This window comes from Mycobacterium sp. pV006 (assembly GCF_041287115.1).
GTDB lineage: Bacteria > Actinomycetota > Actinomycetes > Mycobacteriales > Mycobacteriaceae > Mycobacterium.
The window spans coordinates 17,219-36,821 of the sequence record NZ_JBGGKT010000009.1 but is presented as its reverse complement, the minus strand read 5'-3'; the positions used below and the strand labels follow the sequence as shown (position 1 = coordinate 36,821).

The 19,603-nt window shown below is 65.0% G+C and carries 19 protein-coding genes; 12 read left to right on the top strand and 7 right to left on the bottom strand.

Translation table 11 applies throughout. From position 1 onward, the window contains the following. Window positions 1-867: an SDR family NAD(P)-dependent oxidoreductase gene (locus ACAG25_RS15075; protein WP_370489278.1), complete on the bottom strand. Its 867-nt coding sequence runs from the start codon at window positions 865-867 to the stop codon at window positions 1-3. Between the two features lie 58 nt (window positions 868-925). On the opposite strand from ACAG25_RS15075, the gene ACAG25_RS15070 reads away from it, so the two are divergent. Further along, window positions 926-2,497, top strand: coding sequence for a class I adenylate-forming enzyme family protein (locus ACAG25_RS15070; RefSeq protein WP_370489277.1), 1,572 nt, complete (start codon window positions 926-928; stop codon window positions 2,495-2,497). A 16-nt stretch (window positions 2,498-2,513) separates the two neighbouring features. Here ACAG25_RS15070 and ACAG25_RS15065 read toward each other — a convergent pair whose 3' ends face one another. Beyond that, window positions 2,514-2,921, bottom strand: a complete 408-nt coding sequence (locus ACAG25_RS15065) for a Zn-ribbon domain-containing OB-fold protein (RefSeq protein WP_370489276.1) — start codon at window positions 2,919-2,921, stop codon at window positions 2,514-2,516. Beyond that, on the bottom strand, window positions 2,918-4,066 hold the full coding sequence (locus ACAG25_RS15060) for an acetyl-CoA acetyltransferase (RefSeq protein ID WP_370489275.1): 1,149 nt from the start codon (window positions 4,064-4,066) through the stop codon (window positions 2,918-2,920). Before ACAG25_RS15060 ends, ACAG25_RS15065 begins: the two co-directional genes overlap by 4 nt. A gap of 77 nt (window positions 4,067-4,143) precedes the next feature. On the opposite strand from ACAG25_RS15060, the gene ACAG25_RS15055 reads away from it, so the two are divergent. The 4 genes from ACAG25_RS15055 to ACAG25_RS15040 are packed head-to-tail and all read left to right on the top strand — an operon-like array spanning window position 4,144 to window position 8,006. Then, entirely contained in the window at window positions 4,144-4,959 is an 816-nt protein-coding gene (locus tag ACAG25_RS15055; protein WP_370489468.1) for an HpcH/HpaI aldolase/citrate lyase family protein, read from the top strand. Between the two features lie 27 nt (window positions 4,960-4,986). Next, window positions 4,987-6,102: a TauD/TfdA family dioxygenase gene (locus tag ACAG25_RS15050; RefSeq protein WP_370489274.1), complete on the top strand. Its 1,116-nt coding sequence runs from the start codon at window positions 4,987-4,989 to the stop codon at window positions 6,100-6,102. After that, window positions 6,099-7,178 carry a hydroxyacid dehydrogenase gene (locus ACAG25_RS15045; RefSeq protein ID WP_370489273.1) on the top strand — a complete coding sequence of 360 codons (1,080 nt, stop codon included), beginning with the start codon at window positions 6,099-6,101 and terminating at the stop codon, window positions 7,176-7,178. The genes ACAG25_RS15050 and ACAG25_RS15045 overlap by 4 nt, the downstream gene beginning before the upstream one ends. A 3-nt stretch (window positions 7,179-7,181) precedes the next feature. Then, window positions 7,182-8,006 carry an enoyl-CoA hydratase/isomerase family protein gene (locus ACAG25_RS15040; RefSeq protein ID WP_370489272.1) on the top strand — a complete coding sequence of 275 codons (825 nt, stop codon included), beginning with the start codon at window positions 7,182-7,184 and terminating at the stop codon, window positions 8,004-8,006. Window positions 8,007-8,011: 5 nt separating this feature from the next. Here the strand turns inward: ACAG25_RS15040 and ACAG25_RS15035 are convergent, their stop codons facing one another. Further along, on the bottom strand, window positions 8,012-9,178 hold the full coding sequence (locus tag ACAG25_RS15035) for an acyl-CoA dehydrogenase family protein (protein WP_370489271.1): 1,167 nt from the start codon (window positions 9,176-9,178) through the stop codon (window positions 8,012-8,014). A 108-nt stretch (window positions 9,179-9,286) separates the two neighbouring features. Here ACAG25_RS15035 and ACAG25_RS15030 point away from each other — a divergent pair, with 108 nt between their 5' ends. Next, window positions 9,287-10,300, top strand: coding sequence for an acyl-CoA dehydrogenase family protein (locus ACAG25_RS15030; protein ID WP_370489270.1), 1,014 nt, complete (start codon window positions 9,287-9,289; stop codon window positions 10,298-10,300). Between the two features lie 52 nt (window positions 10,301-10,352). Here the strand turns inward: ACAG25_RS15030 and ACAG25_RS15025 are convergent, their stop codons facing one another. Both ACAG25_RS15025 and ACAG25_RS15020 read right to left on the bottom strand, forming a co-directional pair. Beyond that, window positions 10,353-11,261, bottom strand: a complete 909-nt coding sequence (locus ACAG25_RS15025) for an enoyl-CoA hydratase (protein WP_370489269.1) — start codon at window positions 11,259-11,261, stop codon at window positions 10,353-10,355. Between the two features lie 72 nt (window positions 11,262-11,333). Beyond that, window positions 11,334-12,521 (bottom strand): amidohydrolase family protein, encoded by a 1,188-nt coding sequence (locus ACAG25_RS15020; RefSeq protein WP_370489268.1) that lies wholly within the window; start codon window positions 12,519-12,521, stop codon window positions 11,334-11,336. 190 nt (window positions 12,522-12,711) lie between these two features. Between ACAG25_RS15020 and ACAG25_RS15015 the strand changes: the two genes are divergently transcribed. Both ACAG25_RS15015 and fadD4 read left to right on the top strand, forming a co-directional pair. Further along, on the top strand, window positions 12,712-13,449 hold the full coding sequence (locus ACAG25_RS15015) for a TetR/AcrR family transcriptional regulator (RefSeq protein WP_370489267.1): 738 nt from the start codon (window positions 12,712-12,714) through the stop codon (window positions 13,447-13,449). 33 nt (window positions 13,450-13,482) lie between these two features. Further along, window positions 13,483-15,042 carry a fatty-acid--CoA ligase FadD4 gene (gene fadD4, locus ACAG25_RS15010; protein WP_370489266.1) on the top strand — a complete coding sequence of 520 codons (1,560 nt, stop codon included), beginning with the start codon at window positions 13,483-13,485 and terminating at the stop codon, window positions 15,040-15,042. Here fadD4 and ACAG25_RS15005 read toward each other — a convergent pair. Next, entirely contained in the window at window positions 14,999-15,625 is a 627-nt protein-coding gene (locus tag ACAG25_RS15005) for a cysteine hydrolase (RefSeq protein WP_370489265.1), read from the bottom strand. The genes fadD4 and ACAG25_RS15005 overlap by 44 nt on opposite strands. Window positions 15,626-15,767: 142 nt before the next feature. On the opposite strand from ACAG25_RS15005, the gene ACAG25_RS15000 reads away from it, so the two are divergent. From ACAG25_RS15000 to ACAG25_RS14985, 4 genes are all read left to right on the top strand, one after another. Further along, window positions 15,768-16,553, top strand: a complete 786-nt coding sequence (locus ACAG25_RS15000) for a TetR/AcrR family transcriptional regulator (protein ID WP_370489264.1) — start codon at window positions 15,768-15,770, stop codon at window positions 16,551-16,553. 106 nt (window positions 16,554-16,659) lie between these two features. Next, window positions 16,660-17,850, top strand: a complete 1,191-nt coding sequence (locus tag ACAG25_RS14995) for an amidohydrolase family protein (protein WP_370489263.1) — start codon at window positions 16,660-16,662, stop codon at window positions 17,848-17,850. Beyond that, window positions 17,840-18,949, top strand: a complete 1,110-nt coding sequence (locus ACAG25_RS14990; protein WP_370489262.1) for a dihydrodipicolinate reductase — start codon at window positions 17,840-17,842, stop codon at window positions 18,947-18,949. The genes ACAG25_RS14995 and ACAG25_RS14990 overlap by 11 nt, the downstream gene beginning before the upstream one ends. Then, window positions 18,946-19,596, top strand: a complete 651-nt coding sequence (locus ACAG25_RS14985; protein WP_370489261.1) for a nitroreductase family protein — start codon at window positions 18,946-18,948, stop codon at window positions 19,594-19,596. The genes ACAG25_RS14990 and ACAG25_RS14985 overlap by 4 nt, the downstream gene beginning before the upstream one ends. The last annotated feature ends 7 nt before the right edge of the window (window positions 19,597-19,603 follow it).

The window sequence follows — 19,603 nt, the reverse complement described above, 5'->3', positions numbered from 1 at the left end:
TCATCCGTTCGCGGGGCCGCCGCGGACCGTGAACACCGCCGTGTCGTCGATGCGATCGATGTTGTGGGCCACGACCTCCGCCGTGAGATCGGTGTCCTCGATTCCAGTGGTCACCCCGATGAACACACGCGAGACCTTGCCCGCTCCGACGGAGTAGATGTGCGCGGTGCGATCGCAGCTGCGGTGCGCGAGGTAGACGACCACCGGCGTGACCAGTTCGGGATCCATGGCTTTGCCGGCTTCGCCCATGATCTCTTCGGTCATACGTGTTCTGGCGATCGGAGCGATCGCGTTGACCGCGATGTTGTTGCGGGCACCCTCGATGGACAGCACATGCATCATGCCCACCAGGCCCATCTTCGCCGCACCGTAGTTGGTCTGCCCGAAGTTCCCGAAAAGGCCTGTCCCGGAACTTGTCTGGATGATTCGGCCGTAGCTCTGCTCGCGCATCACCGGCCAGACCGCCCGGGAGACATTGAAGGCGCCGGTGAGGTGGACGGCGAGCACGGCATCGACCTGCTCGGCGGTCATGTTCTTGAATGCCGCATCGCGGAGGATGCCCGCGTTGTTGACCAGGATGTCCACTCGTCCGTACGCATCCATCGCGGTGTCGACGATGGCCGCTCCGCCCGCTTCGGTGGCCACCGAGTCGACGTTCGCGATCGCGGTTCCGCCGGCGGCGGTGATCTCGTCGACCACGGCCTGCGCTGCAGAAGCAGATGCGCCGCTGCCGTCGACAGCACTGCCCAAATCGTTGACGACCACCCGAGCACCTCGGCGTGCCAGCTCCAGGGCGTGACAGCGGCCGAGCCCACCCCCCGCACCGGTGACAATGGCTACCTGGTCTTCGAATGTGAGTCGCTCCATGGCTGAGAGGTTACATTTACAGGTAAGAGAATCGGCATTTGCATCGGAGGAGAGTCCCATGACGGACCCGACAGGGTTGCTTGCGCCGGCCACGCGGAGAGCAGAGGCGCTGCGGGAGCGGTACCGGCGAGCCGGGCACTGGTCGGGTGAGCCTGCCGATGCCGTTCGTTTCACCGCCCAGCGGTACCCGGAGCGGATGGCGCTGCAGGCGAGGGAGCGGACCCTGTCCTACGCCGAACTCGACGAGCTGGTCGACTGCGCGGCTCACGAACTGCACGGTGCCGGTGTGACGGCGGGATGTCCGGTCGTGATCGTGGCGGGCAACGATGTCGAATCGGTGGTGGCGATTCATGCTGCGCTGCGGATCGACGCAACCGTGCTGCTGGTTGCGCGCAGTTCGGGAACTGCGGCGATCCGCGATGTGCTGGTGCGTACCGGCGCCCGGTACGCGATGGCGCGCTCGGGCAGCACCGCCGACGAGCTGTCCGACATGTGCACATGGATTCCGGTTCCGGCCCGGGGGCGGGTGCCGGTCCGGGTGGCCGCGCTGCGTCCAGAACGAGCCGCGGACGAGCCGTCGTTCGTGTTGTACACCTCGGGCACCACGTCACGGCCGAAGGGTGTCGTGCACTCGGTCAGTACCCTGACGAAGGCGTCCAGGAACTACATCGCCGCCACCGGTCTGGGCGCCGGCGACAGCATCTTCCTGGTCAGCCCGCTGGCCTCGGTCACCGGCGTCCTCCAAGCGCTCTTCATCGGGCCCATCCTTGCCGCCCCGGTCGTCCTCGAGGATCGGTGGGACCCAGCAACCACCTGTGAGTTCCTCCTCGCCGCGCGGGCCACCTGGTACGGCGGCCCCGACCGCCTCCTCGACAGGTTGCTCGACGAGGTGAGCGCTCGTCAGGAGGTGGTCCCGCTGCGGGCGGTCTATCTCGGCGGCACGCAACTCGACCGGCGGATCGTCGAGCGTGTCGAAGACGAGTTCGGCATCATGGTGATGCGTGCCTACGGGTCCTCGGAGGTGCCCATCAGCACCTCCGGACTGCGCACCGAACCCCGGGAACTGCGCCACGCCGACGACGGCGTACCCCTGGCCGATGTCGATGTGCGCGTCGGGTCCGCAACCGAACCGACCGAGTGCTGCATCCGGGGTCCGCACACGTTTCTCGGTTACACCGATGCCGACGACGACGCCGAGGCCTTCGACGGTGAGTGGTTCCGCACCGGCGACGTCGCAGACTTCGACGACGGCCGGATCCGCATCGTCGGGCGCATCAAAGACATCGTCATCCGCAACGGTATGAAGATTCCGGCCGCCGAGGTGGATGAAGCCGTTTTGGGGATCCACGGCGTCCGCGAGTGTGCCGCCTACTCGGTCGCGGACGCGACGACGGGGGAGCGGTTGGCCGTTGCGCTGGTCCTCGACGAGGGCGCCGACCTGACGTTGGCCGAGTTGTCCTCGGCGCTCGTGGCGGCGGGCCTGCCGAAGTACAAGCTGCCCGAGGAACTGGTGTTCTGGGAACAGCCCCTACCGCTCAACGCGAACGGAAAAGTCGAACGCAACAGGTTGGCGGAGCGATCCGTCGGTCTGCGCCGGCTGTTGGCGGACCGCCTCCACGCCGCGCGCTGAACTGCACCGCAACAGCTCACTGGTCGGCCGGCACGAACACCGGGACGAGGAACCCGTCGTCCCCGGTGTCCCGGAAGGCCAGGACCAGTTCCATTCCGGCGCGGAGATCTTCGGCCCGGCAGTCCTCGATGGCCGTCATCAACCGGGGGCCCTCCGCCAGGTCCACCATGGCCACGACATACGGCACGCGGTCGGCGAAGGGTGCGGCGTTCTGATGCACGACGCTCCAGGTGTAGAGCGTCGCGCGGCCGGTCGACGGACGTAGCGAGACATCCTCACTCCAGCAGACCGGGCAGAACGGCCGGGCGTACAAGGACTTTGCGCCGCAGGCGCCGCACACGTTGACATGCAAAGTGCGGTCTGCGACGGCGGTCCACCAGTTCTCGCTGTCGCTGTCGGTGACCGGCCGGTCCGGTGTCGTCACGAGTCCCTCCCGAGGATCATCGTCGCGCTGTGGCTGAAGAACCCGCCCATAGCATTCACGCATGCCAGCTGCGCGCCGTGCACCTGGCGTTCACCGCACTCTCCACGCAATTGTCGTACCGCCTCGACCATCAAGAACATGCCACGCATCCCCGGGTGGCACGACGCGAGCCCGCCGCCATCGGTGTTTGTCGGGAGCGCGCCGCCCGGGCGCAGAGCCCCGGACTCGATGAACTTGCCACCCTCACCCTTGGGGCAGAAGCCGAGGTCTTCGATGGCGAGCAGCACCGTGGCGGTGAACGAATCGTAGAGTTGACACACGTCGATGTCGGCGGGATCCACGCCCGCCTGGGCAAAAGCGCGGGGGCCGGAGATCGCGGCGGCCGAGGTGGTGAAGTCACCCCACTCACTCATGCTGACGTGCGATGCGGCGTCGGCGGCACCGAGTATCCAGACAGGTTCCTTGGCACAGTCCTTCGCGACCCGCTCGCCGGCGAGTACGACGGCTCCGCCCCCGTCGGTACGCAGGCAGACATGTTTGGTGGTGAACGGATCCGCGATCATCGGTGCGGCGGCGACGTCGGCGAGCGTCAAGCGCTCCTGTTCGAACGCGTTGTCGTTCATGGCTGCCCACTCATGAGCCGCGACGGCAACCTCGGCCAGCTGGTCGACTGTGGTGCCGTATTCGATCATGTGGCGCCTGGCGGCCATGGCGTACTTGGCGATGAGCGTGGCGCCGTAAGGGGCCTCGTACTGCATCGCCCCGCCGGTGCCCATCGCAGCAACCGAACCACGTTTCTTGCGCTTGACGTCGGATCGCGCGGTCGAACCGTAGGTGAGTAGGGCGACGTCGATCTCGCCGTTGGCGATCGCGGCCGCCGCGTGGCCGGCCATGACTTCCCACGACGATCCGCCGGTATTGGTCGCATCGACCCAAATGGGCCGCAACCCCAGGTATTCGCTGACCTCGAGAGGCGGTAGCAGCGTGCCGTGGCCCCCGAAACCGTCGATGTCGTTCTTCGTCAGACCCGCATCGGCGATGGCTCGCCGGGATGCCTGCGCCATCAGAGCCGTCGCCGTTTTGTCCGGTACGCGGCCGCAATCCGACAGGCCGGCTCCCACGATGGCAACCCTGCTTCTTGGCATGACTCATGTTAAACACACCGATAACAACGTTTACGAACAGATGGAATGACGGTTCTCATTCGGTTAGCGTGGGGTCCGTGCAGGGATCCTTGCGGGATTTGTTGCGTGGTGATCGGCTGGTGCTGTGCCTGGCTCTGCTGAACTCGCGGACTCCGGATGTGCCGGCGATCGCGGCGGTGTCCGGATACGACGCCATCTACGTCGATCTCGAGCACACCACGACATCCTTGGAGACGGCCGGGATGCTGTGCGCCAGCGCGCTGGGGGCCGGTATCACGGGGTTGGTGCGGGTGCCCTCAGCCGATCCCAGCCTCATCGCGCGGGTGCTCGACAGTGGAGCCGGCGGAGTGATTGTGCCGCATGTCGATTCGGCTGAGGACGCGCGCGCCGTCGTCGATGCGGCGCGGTTTCCCCCGTTCGGGCGGCGGTCGATTTCCGGGCCGAACGCCCTGAGTGGCTACCAAACCCGCCCGGCCCCCGAGTTGACCTCACTCCTGGAGAGTCGCACTGTCGTCGCCGTGATGGTCGAATCCCCGGCCGCGGTGGCCGATGTCGAGGCCATCGCTGCAGTCGAGGGCGTCGACATGATCCTGCTGGGACCCAGCGATCTGACTGCCGAGATGGGAATTCACGGCGACTACGAGAATGAACATTTCCAAAATGCGGTAAAGTCCGTTGCAGCGGCTTGTCGAAACCACGGCGTCGCGCTCGGAGTGGCCGGTATCAAGTCCCTTGACCTGCTGGAACGCTTTGTGGACCTGGGTCTGCGATTCATTTCGGCGGGCACGGATGTGGGAATGATGACCGAAGCGGCCACGACGCGCGCACAGGCGCTCCGTGCGCTCGGCGATAGCCCGCCGATGACGCCGAGAGCCGAAGACACCCAGAACTGAAACCGTGCCAGCACACCAGGAGGACGGATGCCCACCGCGATCTACACCGAACACGTCACCGACTCGATGGCGTGGACAGGCGCCGACTTCACCAGCAAGGAGGATTTCTGCTTCGACCTGTCCTCTCGCAACGTCGCGGCGCTGGAGTCGATCCTGGCCAAGACAGCGCACAAGGACCGCGACGACATCACCGCCGATGACGTACACCATCCCGATCTTGACGACGACCTCGCTCGGTTGTATCGCGAGCTGATGTTCGGCAAGGGCCTGGCGTGTGTGCGGGGTTTCCCGGTCGTGCAACACTCGATCGAAGACCTCGAACGCATCTACTGGGCGTTCTGCTGGCACCTCGGCTACCCCGTGTCTAACAATTCGTTCGGGCATCGCCTGGTCCGGGTGCAGGAGGAGATCCTGCCGAACGGCGTCCAGCCTGCGCGGGGTACCAAGTCCAGCGCCGAACTCGCGATGCACAACGATGCCGCAGACATCTTGTCGCTGTTGTGCGTCTACCCGGCGCTGCGCGGTGGGGAGAGCCAGTTCGCCAGCGGTCCCGCAGCGCACAATCGAATCCTCGCCGAGCGGCCCGACCTGCTCGACGTGCTCTATCGGGGATTCCCGCATCACCGCCGTAGTGAACAGCCCGACGATCAGCCCGACGTCACTCCGTATGACGTGCCGGTCTTCTCCCAGATCGACGGTCGGATCTGCATCAACTTCACCTACAGCAGCATTCTGCCCGCCATGAAAACCCTCGGCCGTGAGTTCACGCCGAAGGAAGAAGAGGCCATCGAGCTGCTGCGGAACATCCTCGTCGAGCAGCAGGTCGAGTTCCGGCTCGAATCCGGGGAAGCCGCGGTGGCCAACAACTTTGCGATGTGCCACTCGCGGTCGGACTTCGTCAGCGCCAACGACCCCAAGAAGGCGCGCTGCTTCCTGCGCGCCTGGATGGAGGTCCCGCTCACGGACCGCCGCCTGCCGCAGGGCCGCGAGTACTTCCACATGGAGAACAAGGATCTGCGGTTGGGGTATGACCCCGTCGAGGGCCGCGACGGTGCGATCGCCCGCAACGACTACAAGAACGTCGACGCCGCGCTGGCCGACATGTTCAAGGCCGCGCAGGCCAAGCCCAAGCCGAAATCGTGAGTGCGGGTCGGCGCCCCCGTCTGGTCTTCGAACGGTGGACTGATCCCGTCGCCGGGGACGTGCTGGAACTGGCCGATATCGACGTCGTCAAGCTCGACCTGTCCGCACCCGACGACCAGGGCTGGGCGGCACTGGAATCCGCCCACGGTTACCAGGTCGCGACACGCACCGATGTCGCAGGTTGTGTCGACGGCACGCAGTGGCTGGCCGGATCCGCGCTGGTGCAACGGTGCCGGAATCTGTTGGCGGTGTGCTCGGCGGGAGCCGGATACGACGTCATCGACGTCGACGCATGCACCCGCGCCGGCATAGCGGTCTGCAACAACTCGGGTCCCGGCGCCGAGGCGGTGGCAGAGCACGCGCTGGGATTCATGCTGGACCTGGCGAAGAAGATCACGGTGGCCGACCGGGCGCTGCGCAGTGGGCCGGTCGGCGACCGGCTCACACTGCGCGGCAGTCAGTTGCTCGGCAAGACCCTCGGTGTCGTGGGTCTCGGCGCCATCGGTGGCAGGCTCGTCGAGCTCTGCGCGCCTTTCGACATGGAGGTTCTGGTCTTCGACCCGTACCTCGACGACCTCACCGCCCAGGTCCGCGGGGTGGAATCGGTTGCCCTGGACGAATTGTTGGAGCGTTCGGATTTCGTCCAGGTGACGTGTCCGCTCACCAGCGAGACCGAAGGGTTGATCGGAGCGGCCCAGTTCGCCGCGATGAAGCCGACAGCTTTTTTCATCACCACGGCTCGGGGACCGGTCCACGACGAGCAGGCCTTGCGCGACGCGCTGGTCAGCGGCCGTATCGCCGGCGCGGGCCTGGACGTTTTCCACGAGGAGCCGCCGCGGCAGGACAACCCGCTGCTGCAGCTCGACAACGTCGTCGCCACGCCGCACACCGCAGGTATCACCGTCGAAGCCGCGCGCGACATCGCCATCGCGACCGCCGATCAGTGGCAGACGATCTTTGACGGGCGGATGCCCCCGCGACTACTCAACCCCGACGTCTGGCCGCTCTACTGCGAACGCTTCGAGGACATCTTGGGCGTGCGGCCGACCGCCATGGCCACAGATCGAGGAGCCTGAACAGTGACGACGTACGACACCATCGACTTCGAGGTTCGCGGGCACACCGCGTGCGTGACGCTGAACCGGCCCGAAGTCCTCAACGCGATCAATGACGAGATGATCGCGGAGCTGGCCCAGGTCTACGCGGAAATCGAACGCTCACAGCAGATCTGGACGGTCATCATCACCGGGGCGGGCCGCGCGCTGTGTGTCGGGGCAGATGTGAACAAAGCCGCCGACCACGACATGGACAACGCGGCAGGCATCGACAACCAGGGCGAGCCGATCCTGAGCTCCATGCGTCAATGGGATGCACCGCAGGAGGCCACACCGCCGTGGCTGCAGATGACCAAGCCGATCATCTGCGCGGTCAACGGCATAGCCTGCGGTGCGGGGATGGACCTGGTCACCACCGCCGACATCACCCTCGCCTCGGAGCGGGCCACGCTGATGGATCCGCACGTCAGCATCGGCGTCACCTCGGGCCGCGAAGCAGTTCGGTTGGCGCGGATTCTTCCGTTGCCGGTGGCCATGCGGTTGGTGCTGATGGGCAAGCACGAGCGTCTCGACGCTCAGCGCTGTTACGACCTCGGTCTGTTCACCGAGGTGGTCCCGCACGACACCCTGATGCAACGGGCCTGGGAGATCGCCGAGATAGTGAATTCCAATGCGCCACTGGCGGTCAGAGGCTCACGGATGGCGGTGCGCAAAGGGCTGACCCTGCCCATCTACGAAGCCGAACTCCTGGCGGAGAACTATCGGATGAAGGTGGCGTTGACCAAGGACGCGATCGAGGGACCCCGCGCCTTCCTCGAGAAGCGCGCACCGGACTGGAAGGCCGTGTAGTGCCGCTACTGACGCGGCAGGCCTAATCCGCGCTGGGCGATGATCGTGCGTTGCACCTCACTGGTGCCGGCGTAGATGGTCGTCCCCAACGCGAAGCGCATCGTGTGATCGAAACGTCCCCGCTCCGGCGCGGTCGGATCCAGGTAGCTGCGCAACGCGTCGGGCCCCACCATCTCGACGACATCCTGGCTGGCGCGTTCGAGCGCTTCGGTGCTGAACACCTTGGACATCGGGCCTTCGGCCACCGGCACGCGTCCTTGCTCGATCATCCAGACGCAACGGCGTTGCAGCAGCATCGACACCTCGTACTCCATGGCCACGCGCGCGATGCGGCGCCGTACGTCGGGATCGTGCATCCGGGGTGGGCCGTCGGGGTTGGCTGACGTGGTGGTTGCCCAATGCTCGGCGTGATGGAGCAGGCGCTCCAGGTGTGGACCCCATCCCGAGGCATGTTCGTCCTGCAGAGACAAGCTCAGCACCTGCCAGCCGCCGTCGACTTCACCGATCCGCCATTCGTCGGCGACGCGCACGTCGTTGAAGAAGGTGATGTTGGTCCGTTCACCGGAAAGTGTCCAGACGGCTTGTGCCTCGAAGCCCGGCGTCGTGCGCGGGACCAGGAACATGGTCAGACCCTTGTGCTTGGGCTTGTCAGGATTGGTGCGGGCAAGCAGGAAGATGTAGTCCGCGATGTGGCCGTTGGTGGTGAACATCTTGGATCCGTTGACGACCCAGTCGTCGCCTTCCCGAACAGCTTTCGTGGCGGCGGCTGCAACGTCGGATCCGCATTCGGGTTCGGTGAACCCGAGCGCAATCGTGATCTCTGCGCGCAGCGCCGCGGCAAGGACGCGATCCTTCATCGTCGGTGTCCCGATCTCCCGGATAATCGACGCGACCATCCGGGTGGTCTCGGAGAGGTAGACGGGTGCGTCGAAGCGCATCATCTGCTCTTTGAGCACTTGGGCATCCCAATGGTTGCGGCTCTGTCCGCCGAACTCCTCGGGCCAGTCCGGCGCGAAGTAGTGTTTGTCGACCAACCCCTTCGCGAAGTCGTCGTCATGTGCGACACCGCTGCGGTACACCCGCTCCTCGAAATCCGGAGTCAGGACTTCTTCGAGATGTGCAGCCACCTCGTCGCGGTAGGCCGCGGTGGCGGAATCGAGTTGAAAGTGCATGGCAATGCCCGATCTGTGTGGAGTGGCGTAGCGCTGGATCGCCCCCGTAGACGATACTGATAATCTCAAAAATGAGAATAGGCATATTCGTGTGGCACAGGATGGAACGTGGACCTGAATCTCTCCGATGAGCAGCGTCAGCTCGTCGACTCGTTCACCGCGCTCTACGCGCGGGAATCGTCGTCGCAGCGTGTCCGTGCTGCCGAGCCGCTGGGATTCGACCCGGAGCTGTGGCAGGCGCTACGGACGACCGGTGTCATCGAGATGGCTCTCGGTGAAGCGGATGGCGGATGGGGCGCCACGGTCGCAGACCTCGCGCTGATGGCCGAACAGTCCGGCCGTGCCTTGGCATCCGCTCCGGTGATCGAGGCCCAGGTTGCGGCAGGCGTACTCGCACGCGCGGGCGCCTCCGAGCTGCTCTCCGCGGTGCTCGAAGGGCGTCGCCTCGTCACCTTCGCGCCGCGAGCGGGTCGCGGTGCCACGCTGACGATGGTTCCGGCTGCCGCGGTCGCAGATACCGTCGTCGCACTGATCGACGAACGCCTGCTCGCCATCCCCGTCACCGGTGAGCGACGCCCTGTGACCAACCTCGGATCCATGCCCCTGACGGACCTGACGATCGGCGCCGACGCCGCCGTCGTGGCCGAGGGGGAGTGCGCAGCACAGCTGTATTCCGACGCACTGGACCTGTGGCTCACGCTCACGGCTGCCGCCCTGGTGGGTGCTGGTGCCAAGGCGGTCGAGATGGCGGTCGAGTATGCGAAGCAACGCCATGCGTTCGGTCAGGCCATCGGAGCTTTCCAGGCCGTCTCGCATCCGTTGGCCGACAGTGCGACCGCCGTGGACGGTGCGCGCCTGATCGCGCTGAAGGCCGCGTGCGCCTTCGACGACGAGCCGAATCGCGTGACAGAGCTCGCGGCGATGGCGTTCACGTTCGCCTACGAGGCTGCCCGGGACGCAACCCGGCGCAGCCTGCACATCCACGGTGGCTACGGGTTCGGCATGGAGGGCGACATCCAGCTCTACTACCGCCGGGTCCGCGGCTGGGCACTGGTCTTCGGCGAGCCGAACGTCGCGTTGGATCGCGTCGCGGACGCTCGCTACGGGGCCGTGCCGGCCTGATCGCCGCGCGGCATCGGCTGCGGTTCACAAAGACTCAGTGTTCTGAGATCCGTCACGATTGAGCGCGGACCTGGTCCTTCACCGACAGCACCACCGGGGGTGCGTCGCGCCAGTCGGGCACCCCGTTCTCGGGTCCGGCGGTCGCGCGACCGTCCTCGCGTACCTGCGACCAGTGCGAATGGTTGAGCTGATGCAGGGTGAAACACGCCTGCAGAGAAGTGTAGAAACCCATGTTGTCCTGGGTCTGATTGACCGACTCTTTGATCAGGAGGGCGGCCACGGTCGGGACGTCGGCGATCCTGCGGGCCATCTCGAGTGTGCGCTCCGCCAACTCCTCACGACCGAACACTTTGCTGACCATCCCGAGTCGGTGCGCCTCGTGGATGTCGATGGCATCGCCGGTCAGCATGAGCTCCTTGGCCTTACGCGGACCGAACTCCCAGGGATGGCCGAAGTACTCCATGCCGCACATGCCCAGCCGGGTCCCGACGACATCGGCGAAGCGGACGTCGTCGCTGCCGACGATCAGATCGCACGCCCACATGAGCATGAGCCCCGCGGAAAAGACGTCACCGTGGACCTGAGCGATGGTGATCTTGCGGAGATTGCGCCACCGCAGCGTGTTCTGGAAGAAGTAGTGCCATTCCTGCAGCATGGTCCTCTCCGCGCCGTCACGGCTGCCGCCGTTGATCAACATGGTGGGGTGTTGATCGGGACCGGGGCGGTATTCGGCCTTGGCCTGTTTGGACCCGATGTCGTGTCCGGACGAGAACATCTTGCCTTCACCGGCGAGGATCACGACTCGAACGTTGTCGTCGGCCTCGGCTGCTCCGAATGCCTCGTCGAGTTCGACCAGCATGCCGCGGTTCTGGGCGTTGCGCTGGTCGGGCCGGTTGAGTGAGATGCGCACGATGCGGCCATCGTCAAATGTCTGCCACTTCAGGAACCGGTAGTCGCTCACTTCACTCCCTATTTGTGCCGGACGAGCATGGTGTGTGAGAGCCAGTGCTCTCACAGTGTTGGTAGACGGGTCTCAGCTCAACCCGAAGAAATTCTTGGCGTTGGTGGACAGCACTTTCCGCTTGGTGGCCTCGTCCAGGCCCGCCGTGGCTTTGTTGGCCACATCGGTGCTGTGTGGCCAGTTCGTGTCGTTGTGCGGGTAGTCGGTCTCGAACATCAGCTGGTCTTCGCCGACGAGATCGAGGATGCGGAAGGCGACGGGATCGCCGAAGGTGGAGAACCAGATTCGGCCGGGCACCTGGGTGCTGGGCGGTTCGGTGAGCAGGGGGTGGATGCCGCCCCATGCGCGGCGGTCCTCCCAGACCTCGTCGACGCGTTGCAGGTAGTAGGGGATCCAGCCGGCCTGAGCTTCGGCAAAGGCGATCTTGAGCTTGGGGAACTGCTTGAGTTTTGCGGAGAACAGCCAGTCGACCAGCGCGATCGTGCAGTTGACCGCCATCAGCGCCGAGGTCACCACATGCGGGGAGTCAGGGGAGGATTTCGTCAGCGACGAGCTCGAGCCGATGTGCAGCATGATGCCGACCTGGTTTCGCTCACACGCGGCGAAGAAGGGATCCCAGTATCCGCTGTGAATGGACGGCAGGTCCAGGCGGGCCGGCAGTTCGGAGAAGCAGACGGCGGGCATGCCTTTGGCGGCAACGCGTTCGACTTCGCGCACAGCGAGGTCGACATCCCACAGCGGGATGATGCCCAACGGAATCAACCGGCCGCCGGAGCTACCGCCCCACTCGTCGATCTGGAAGTCGTTGTAGGCCTGCACGCACAGCAACGCCAGGTCTTTGTCCTTGGCGTGCAGGAAACGCTGACCGCAGAAGCGGACGAGGGTGTTGGGGAAGCACGCGGAGGCTTCGATTCCGGCGATGTCCATGTCCGCGAGCCGGTCCGCCGGCCGGTAGCAGCCCGGGCGCATCTCGTCGTAGGTAATGGGGTCGGTGGTCAGTTCGTCGATCTCGTAACCCGCTGCTGCGCTGATCAGCGGGATCGGGATGATGGAGTCTTCGTAGTGCCAGATATCGGCTTCGCGACCCTCCTCGTCGTCGATGAATGCGACGTCGGAAGTGACCGTGGGGTCCATGCGTCCGCGGTGCCGAACGATGTGAGGACCGATGTCGCGGTAACGCTGTGGCAGTCGGCTGGTCCAGAGGTCCGCCGGCTCCACGAGATGGTCGTCCGGAGAAACGATCAGAATGTCTGTGCTCAACGCTGCACTCCTTCGACGACGGGCTCGACGACCGACATGATGATTTACACATTCGAGAATGATTGTTTCCAAGGGTAGCGCATGGCCGGCCGCACATGTCCCGAGTGCACGCAGTCCTCTGTCGGGCAGGCGGCGCAGTCTTCGGCGATAGATCGCACCTACCGGGCGAGAGGGCGTATTCTCACGCACCATGGCGGCGAAACGCAAGGTCGACGAGAACGGCGCGCTCGAGACCGACGGGGCCGCCGCATCGGATGCGCCGGCGCCATGGCAACAGCGGACCATCGACCGGAGACTGAGCTCCGCTCGGGCACGCGCGCTCGCACGCAGTTCGCGATTTCTGGCGACGGCTCTGGAACTGGTGGAGGAATCCGGACGCGCTGATTTCACCATCCAGACCCTCATCGACCGGTCGAACTTGAGTCTGCGTGCCTTCTACCAGCATTTCGCCGGCAAAGACGAATTGATGTTGGCACTGTTCGAAAACGTGACCAGCCGGTTCACCGAGAGTATCCGCCAGGAGGTCGCGGCAGCCGACGGCCCGATGGGCCAGCTCGAGGCGTTCTGCCGAGGGTTTCTGTCCCGGGCTGAATCATCGGAGCCGGTCGGCGGACGGGTGATGACGATCTACAACCTCGGTCTCGAGATAGAGCGACCCGAAGACTTCGCCAAGATCTGGGAACCTCATCAGAAGTTGCTGACCAAGATCCTCACGGCGTGTGCACGAGAAGGGCTCGTGCGGCAAGACCTGTCGCCGGCCGCCCTGACCATTCTGCTGAACTCGACGCTGACGGCGCTCGCACAGATCGGGGTTCTTCATCTGGGTATGAACGACGCCCACCTGAGTGAGGACCAGCTGTGGAAATGGTGCCGACAAGCAGTCGCGCCGTTGGAAGACGACGCCGAGCCCGCAAGCGTCGCGGGCTGACCGAGCGGACTGCTGAGCGGAAGAGGCACCCTCGTGGATCTCTGCGAACATGTCGGCGCGGACAATGCTGCACTCATCCTGTGTCCCTCGGGGCGCAGTCTCACGTTCCGTGCACTCGATGAACGCGCCAACAAGCTCGCGCGGTATCTCCGCCGGGCCGGTCTGGTCGCGGGCGACACCATCGCGGTGATCATGGAGAACAACGAGCACATCCACGCGGTGATGTGGGCGGCCCGCCGGTCCGGACTGTACTTCACGCTGGTCAACATTCACCTGACGGGACCTGAGGTCGCATACATCGTCGATGACTGTGGGGCAAAGGCAATCGTGTCCTCACGTGCAATGCGCGATCTGTGTCGGCAGATGGCGCAGCATCTGCCGAACGGTTTGCCGGAAGTAGCGTTGCTGGCCGACGACGACATGGAGGGCTGGCAACGCTATCCGGATTATGTGGCCGCCGTGCCGGCCGAGTTCACACCGGAGGAGCTGGAAGGCCAACTGCTCCAATACTCTGCCGGTAGCACCGGGCGGCCCAAGGGGATTCGCCGACCGCTGTCGGCTGCGAGCGCCGAACGTCCGACTCTGCCCACGCCGGTCTTCAAGGCCCTCGGGGTGACGTCCGGATCCGTCTACCTCAGTCCGGCGCCGACGTACCACACCGCGCCTGCGATGTGGACCCTGTCGGCGCAGGCGGTCGGCGCCACCACAGTGATGATGGAGCGGTTCGATGCGGCGCAGGCCCTCGAGTGCATCGAGCGATACCGCGTCAGCCACGCGCAATTCGTGCCGACCATGTTCGTCCGCATGCTCCGGCTCCCAGAGCATGTGCGCAAGCAGTTCGACCTGTCCAGTCTGCGCCGGGTGATCCATGCCGCTGCTCCGTGCCCGCCGGCCATCAAGCACCAGATGATCGAGTGGTGGGGCCCCATCATCGACGAGTATTACGGATCCTCTGAGGGGGCGGGTATTTCGTTGATCCGGGCGCAGGACTGGCTCGAGCATCCGGGTTCGGTGGGAAGGCCACTACTCGGACGTCCGCACATCGTCGGCGACGACGGTACCGAGCTGCCACCGGGTCAGATCGGTGACATCTACTTCGAGGGCGGTTATGCCTTCGAATATCTCAACGATGCAGAGAAGACCGCAGCGTCTCGCTCCGCGCAGGGCTGGGTGACCGTGGGCGATGTCGGGTACCTCGACGAGGACGGCTACCTCTACCTGACCGACCGGCGACACAACATGATCATCTCGGGCGGCGTCAACATCTATCCGCAGGAGACCGAGAACGTTCTGATCAGTCATCCCTCGGTGGCGGATGTCGCGGTGTTCGGGGTGCCGGACGACGATCTCGGCCAGGCGGTGACGGCCGTGATCGAACTCACCGACGGTGTTCCGACCGGCGAGGCCGCATCGACGGAATTGCTGTCATGGGCCCGGGAGCGCCTCGCGCGTCACAAATGTCCGCGCACACTCGCCTTCGAGACCCGCCTGCCCCGTACGGATGCGGGCAAGTTGTACAAGTCCGAACTTGTCAGGAAGTACTCGGCGATCAGCGCGCAGCCCACGTCTCGCGTACCTCGCCGGCCGTCGTGATCGTCGCGAGCAGTGCCAGGGTGTTGGAGATGACCGACTCCGCGTAGTCCCGCGGATACCCGGCCACCGCGTCGCGTGGAAGCACGAACTGGTAGCCCCGGTTCACTGCGTCCATGACGAAGTTCGTGATGGCGACGTTCACCGAAACGCCAACACCAACAATGGTTTTGATCCCCAAGTTACGCAGGACGGGGTCGAGGTCGGTTCCGGTCATTGGGCCGAGGCCATGTGTGCGGGTCAGAATCAGGTCCGACGGATCTGCACCGAGTTCGGGCAGGACCGAGGCTCCGGCACTGCCGGGTGACAAGTCCACGTCCATCGACTTTCCCGCCGCGAACAGGCGCGCGTTGGTGTTCGAGCCGCGCCCGTCGGGCCGCCGCTCGATGAGGCAGTGCACCACGGTGACACCGGCTGACCGTGCCGCTTCGACAAGAGCCACGATGTTGGGGATCGCCTCGCGGCGCGCCTCCTCGGCGAGCAACGGCAACCCGGCCTGGTCGCCGATCACGCCCCCTTGGCACTCCTGTGTGACGAGCGCGGTGGTGGCCGGGTTCAGGAGTTCGCCGAGATTCGGGGCGGGCATAACAGCAGACCATATCGCGTGCGGCGGTGGTCATTCCACAGGAGTTCGCTCCGATGCGTCACATCCGGTGGCCTGATAACCAACATACTCGTGTAGGTAGAACCGTGGTTCTTGGATCGAATCGCGTATTCTCATCAGCATCATGAAGAAGAAGAACGGTACGGCCGACGTCCCCGGTGAGGAACTCGGCATCGTCGACGCCGGCTCGGAGATGGCGGGCACGTGGCAGCAGCGCACCATCGAGCGGCGGCTCAGCGCGGCAAGAGCACGTGCCCTCGCCCGTAGTGCCCGGTTCCTCGCGACCGCGCTCGAGTTGATCGAGGAGTCCGGACGTGCCGACTTCACGATCCAGACCCTGATCGACAGATCCAATCTCAGCTTGCGTGCGTTCTATCAACACTTCGCCGGCAAGGAAGAACTGTTACTGGCGCTCTACGAGAACGTCACCAATCAGTTCACCGAGAGCATCCGGCACGAGGTCGCCGCGGCGGACGGACCGATGGAACAGCTCGAAGCGTTTTGCCGTGGTTTCCTCTCGCGTGCGGAATCGTCCGAGGCGATCGGGGGCCGCGTCATGACGATCTACAACCTGAGTTTGGAGATCGAGCGGCCCGCCGAATTCGCCAAAATCTGGGAACCGCACCAGAAGCTGCTCACGAAGATCCTCACGTCATGCTCGCGCGCGGGCTTGATACGCAAAGACCTCACGCCCGCACAGTTGACCACTCTGCTGAACTCCACTCTCATCGCGCTGGCCCAGATCGGAGTTTTCCAGCTGGGGGTCAAGGGTGCGGAACTGACCGAAGACCAACTCTGGGCCTGGTGCAAGCAGGCGGTGAGCCCGCCCATCGAGGAGAAGCCCAAGGGGCGGACCAGGGCTGCGACGCAGACCACGTCGGCTCGTCGACCCAAGAAGATGACGGGCTGAGTCCCACAACCGCGCCACCGGCGCCGACCCTTCCGCACGCAACGAAAACGTGACTATCCTCAATTGAGAGGATATATTCTCGGAGTCGATGAAAGGACTCCGCAGAATGACCGAAGCTTTGGAAATCTGGGACGCCGACAACCACCTGTACGAACCGCCGGACGCCTACACCCGTCACCTGCCCAAGAAGTACCGCGGTGCCATCCAATGGATCCAGGTCGACGGACACACCAAGCTGATGATCAAGGGTCGGCTCACCGACACCATCCCGAACCCGACTTACGAAGTCGTGGCTTCGCCGGGCGCCTGGGCCGACTACTTCCGCGGTATCAACCCGGAAGGCAAGAGTCCTCGCGAGCTTGCCAAGCCGATGGCGTGCCCGGACTCGTTCCGACGGGCGCAGGAGCGGCTGGAGCTCCTCGACTCCCAGCGCATCCAGGCATGCGTGATGTTCCCGACCACCGGCGGGATGCTGGAAGAGCGCATGCTCGACGACATCGAGCTGACCCACGCTGTCGTCCACGCCTACAACGAGTGGCTGTTCGAAGAGTGGACGTTCGACTATCAAGGCCGCATCTTCGCCACACCCGTGATCACGCTGCCGGATGTCGACAAGGCCGTCGCCGAACTGGACTGGTGCGTGGAGCGGGGGGCGCGCGCGGTCTTGGTGAACCCGCGGCCCGTGGCCACGGTGTCCGGCCACACCACCTCGATGGGGCAACCCTACTTCGACCCGTTCTGGAGCCGCGTCGAACACCACGGCATTCCGGTGCTGATGCATGCCTGTGACTCGGGGTATGACCGCTACAGCAGAGACTGGGAGGGAGCGGGCGCCGAATACACGCCGTTCAAACCGGACGCGTTTCGCACGATCGTCTACGAGGACGCGCGATCGATCCTCGACACCTGCGCAGCGCTGGTGGCCCACGGGGTGTTCACCCGCCACCCCGGAGTGCGCGTCGGCGTGGTGGAGAACGGTGGCAACTGGGTTCCACGGCTGATCGAGTTGTTCGACCGCGTCTACAAGAAGATGCCTGCGGAGTTCGCAGTCGATCCTGTCCAACAGTTCCGAGAGCACGTCTGGGTCAACCCTTTTCACGAAGAGGACATGACCGGGCTGATCGACCTCATCGGCGCCGACCGGGTGCTGTTCGGGTCCGACTACCCGCATCCCGAAGGACTCGCCGAGCCGGCCGAGCTCACCCCGGAGATCGCGGCATTGGAGCCACCGGTGGTCGAACGCATCATGGGAGCCAACCTCCGTGACCTCTTGACGACGGTACCCCGTGGCCGATAATCGCAAGTATCGCGTAATCCTCTGGGGTCCCGGACAGGTCGGCGTGGGCGCATTGCGCGCCGTGATCGCCCATCCCGGTCTGGAGTTGGTGGGGCTCATCGTTCACTCCGAAGCCAAGGACGGAATGGACGCCGGGGCGCTCTGTGGGATGCCGGAAACGGGTGTGATCGCCACTCGTGATGTCGAGGCGGCGCTGTCGGTGGACGCCGATGTGGTCGCGTTCTTCGCGTCTGGTGACTACCGCTACCGGGACGCGGCTGAGGACGTCGCTCGCTGTCTGCGTGCGGGCAAGAATGTCGTCTGCACATCGTTGGTGCCCCTGTGCTATCCACCGGCCGCCGACGTCGAGACGGTCACGCTGCTCGAAGCGGCGTGCCGAGAGGGCGGCGTCAGTCTGTTCAACAGTGGGGTCGACCCCGGATGGGCCAATGACGTCATCCCGCTGGTGATGTCAGGGTTCAGCAGCTGGGTCGACACCGTCACCACTCAAGAGATCCTGGACTACGGCGGGATCAATCAGCCCGAGATCATGTTCGACTTCATGGGTTTCGGTCACCCGCCGGATTTCCCCGCTCCGCTGTTGGATCAACAGCGGCTTGCCGCGCTGTGGGCGCCGGTGGTGCACATCGTGGCCGACGGACTGGGTCTCCCGCTGGACCGGGTGGACACCGAGATCGAACCCTGGATCGCCACGGAACGCTACGAGGTGGCGTCCGGTTGGGTGGAAGCAGGCACGATGGGAGCCATGCGCTTTCGGCTCGCCGGTGTCGTCGAAGGCGAAGAACGCGTCATCTTGGAGCACTTCACCAGGATGGGGGAACAGTCGGCTCCGGACTGGCCCCAGCATCCGTCGCCCCACGGCGGCTACCGCGTGATCGTCGAGGGTATGCCGACCTACACCGTCGACATCGAGATGCATGGTCGCGGAAGCAATCTGCGCGGTTTGACGTATGCGACGGTGATGCGTGAGCTGAACGCCATCCCTGCCGTGGTGGCTGCGAAACCAGGTCTGTTGTCCACCCTGGACCTGCCGGTGATCACAGGTCCGATGCGGGGCGGCAACTGGCAGGGCGTGCTGCCGCGTTCGGCGGAGGCATGAGCGGCGAGGCTCCACCGGTCTCCGACGATCTGTGGACGGTGATGAACTCGGCGACGGCCGTTCGCCGATACCGGGACGAACCGGTCCCCGCTGACGTGCTGGAGAGGTGTCTGCAAGCAGCTTCCTGGGCGCCGTCAGGCGGTAATCAGCAGCCGTGGAAGTTCGTGGTGCTCAACTCGCCGCAGGTACGCAGCGTGGTGACCTCGGCTGCGCATCGGACGTGGGAGGTGATGAAGGACTTCTATCGTCTGGCCGAACCCGACGAGACCGCCGACGATCCGAAGTCGCGGACCATTCGTACGATGGCCGAACACATGCGCGTCGGTGGCAACGCACCCGCTCTGGTGTTGTTCTGCGTTCAACCGCAGCGCGGCACCACCGAGTTGCAACAAGGCGGCTCGATCTTTCCGGCGGTGCAGAACTTCCTTCTGGCGGCGCGGGCGCAGGGCCTCGGTGCAGCCATCACGCTGTGGCAGGACTCGTGCGACAGCGAGCTGCGCGAGCTCGTCGGCATACCCGAGGATTGGAAGGTGGCGACGCTGCTCACCGTCGGCTGGCCGAGGGGTGCCCATCACGTCGTACGGCGCAAACCGCTGACCGAGGTCGCGGCCTGCGACCATTGGCACCGTCCCTGGCAGTCGTCATAGCCGATGG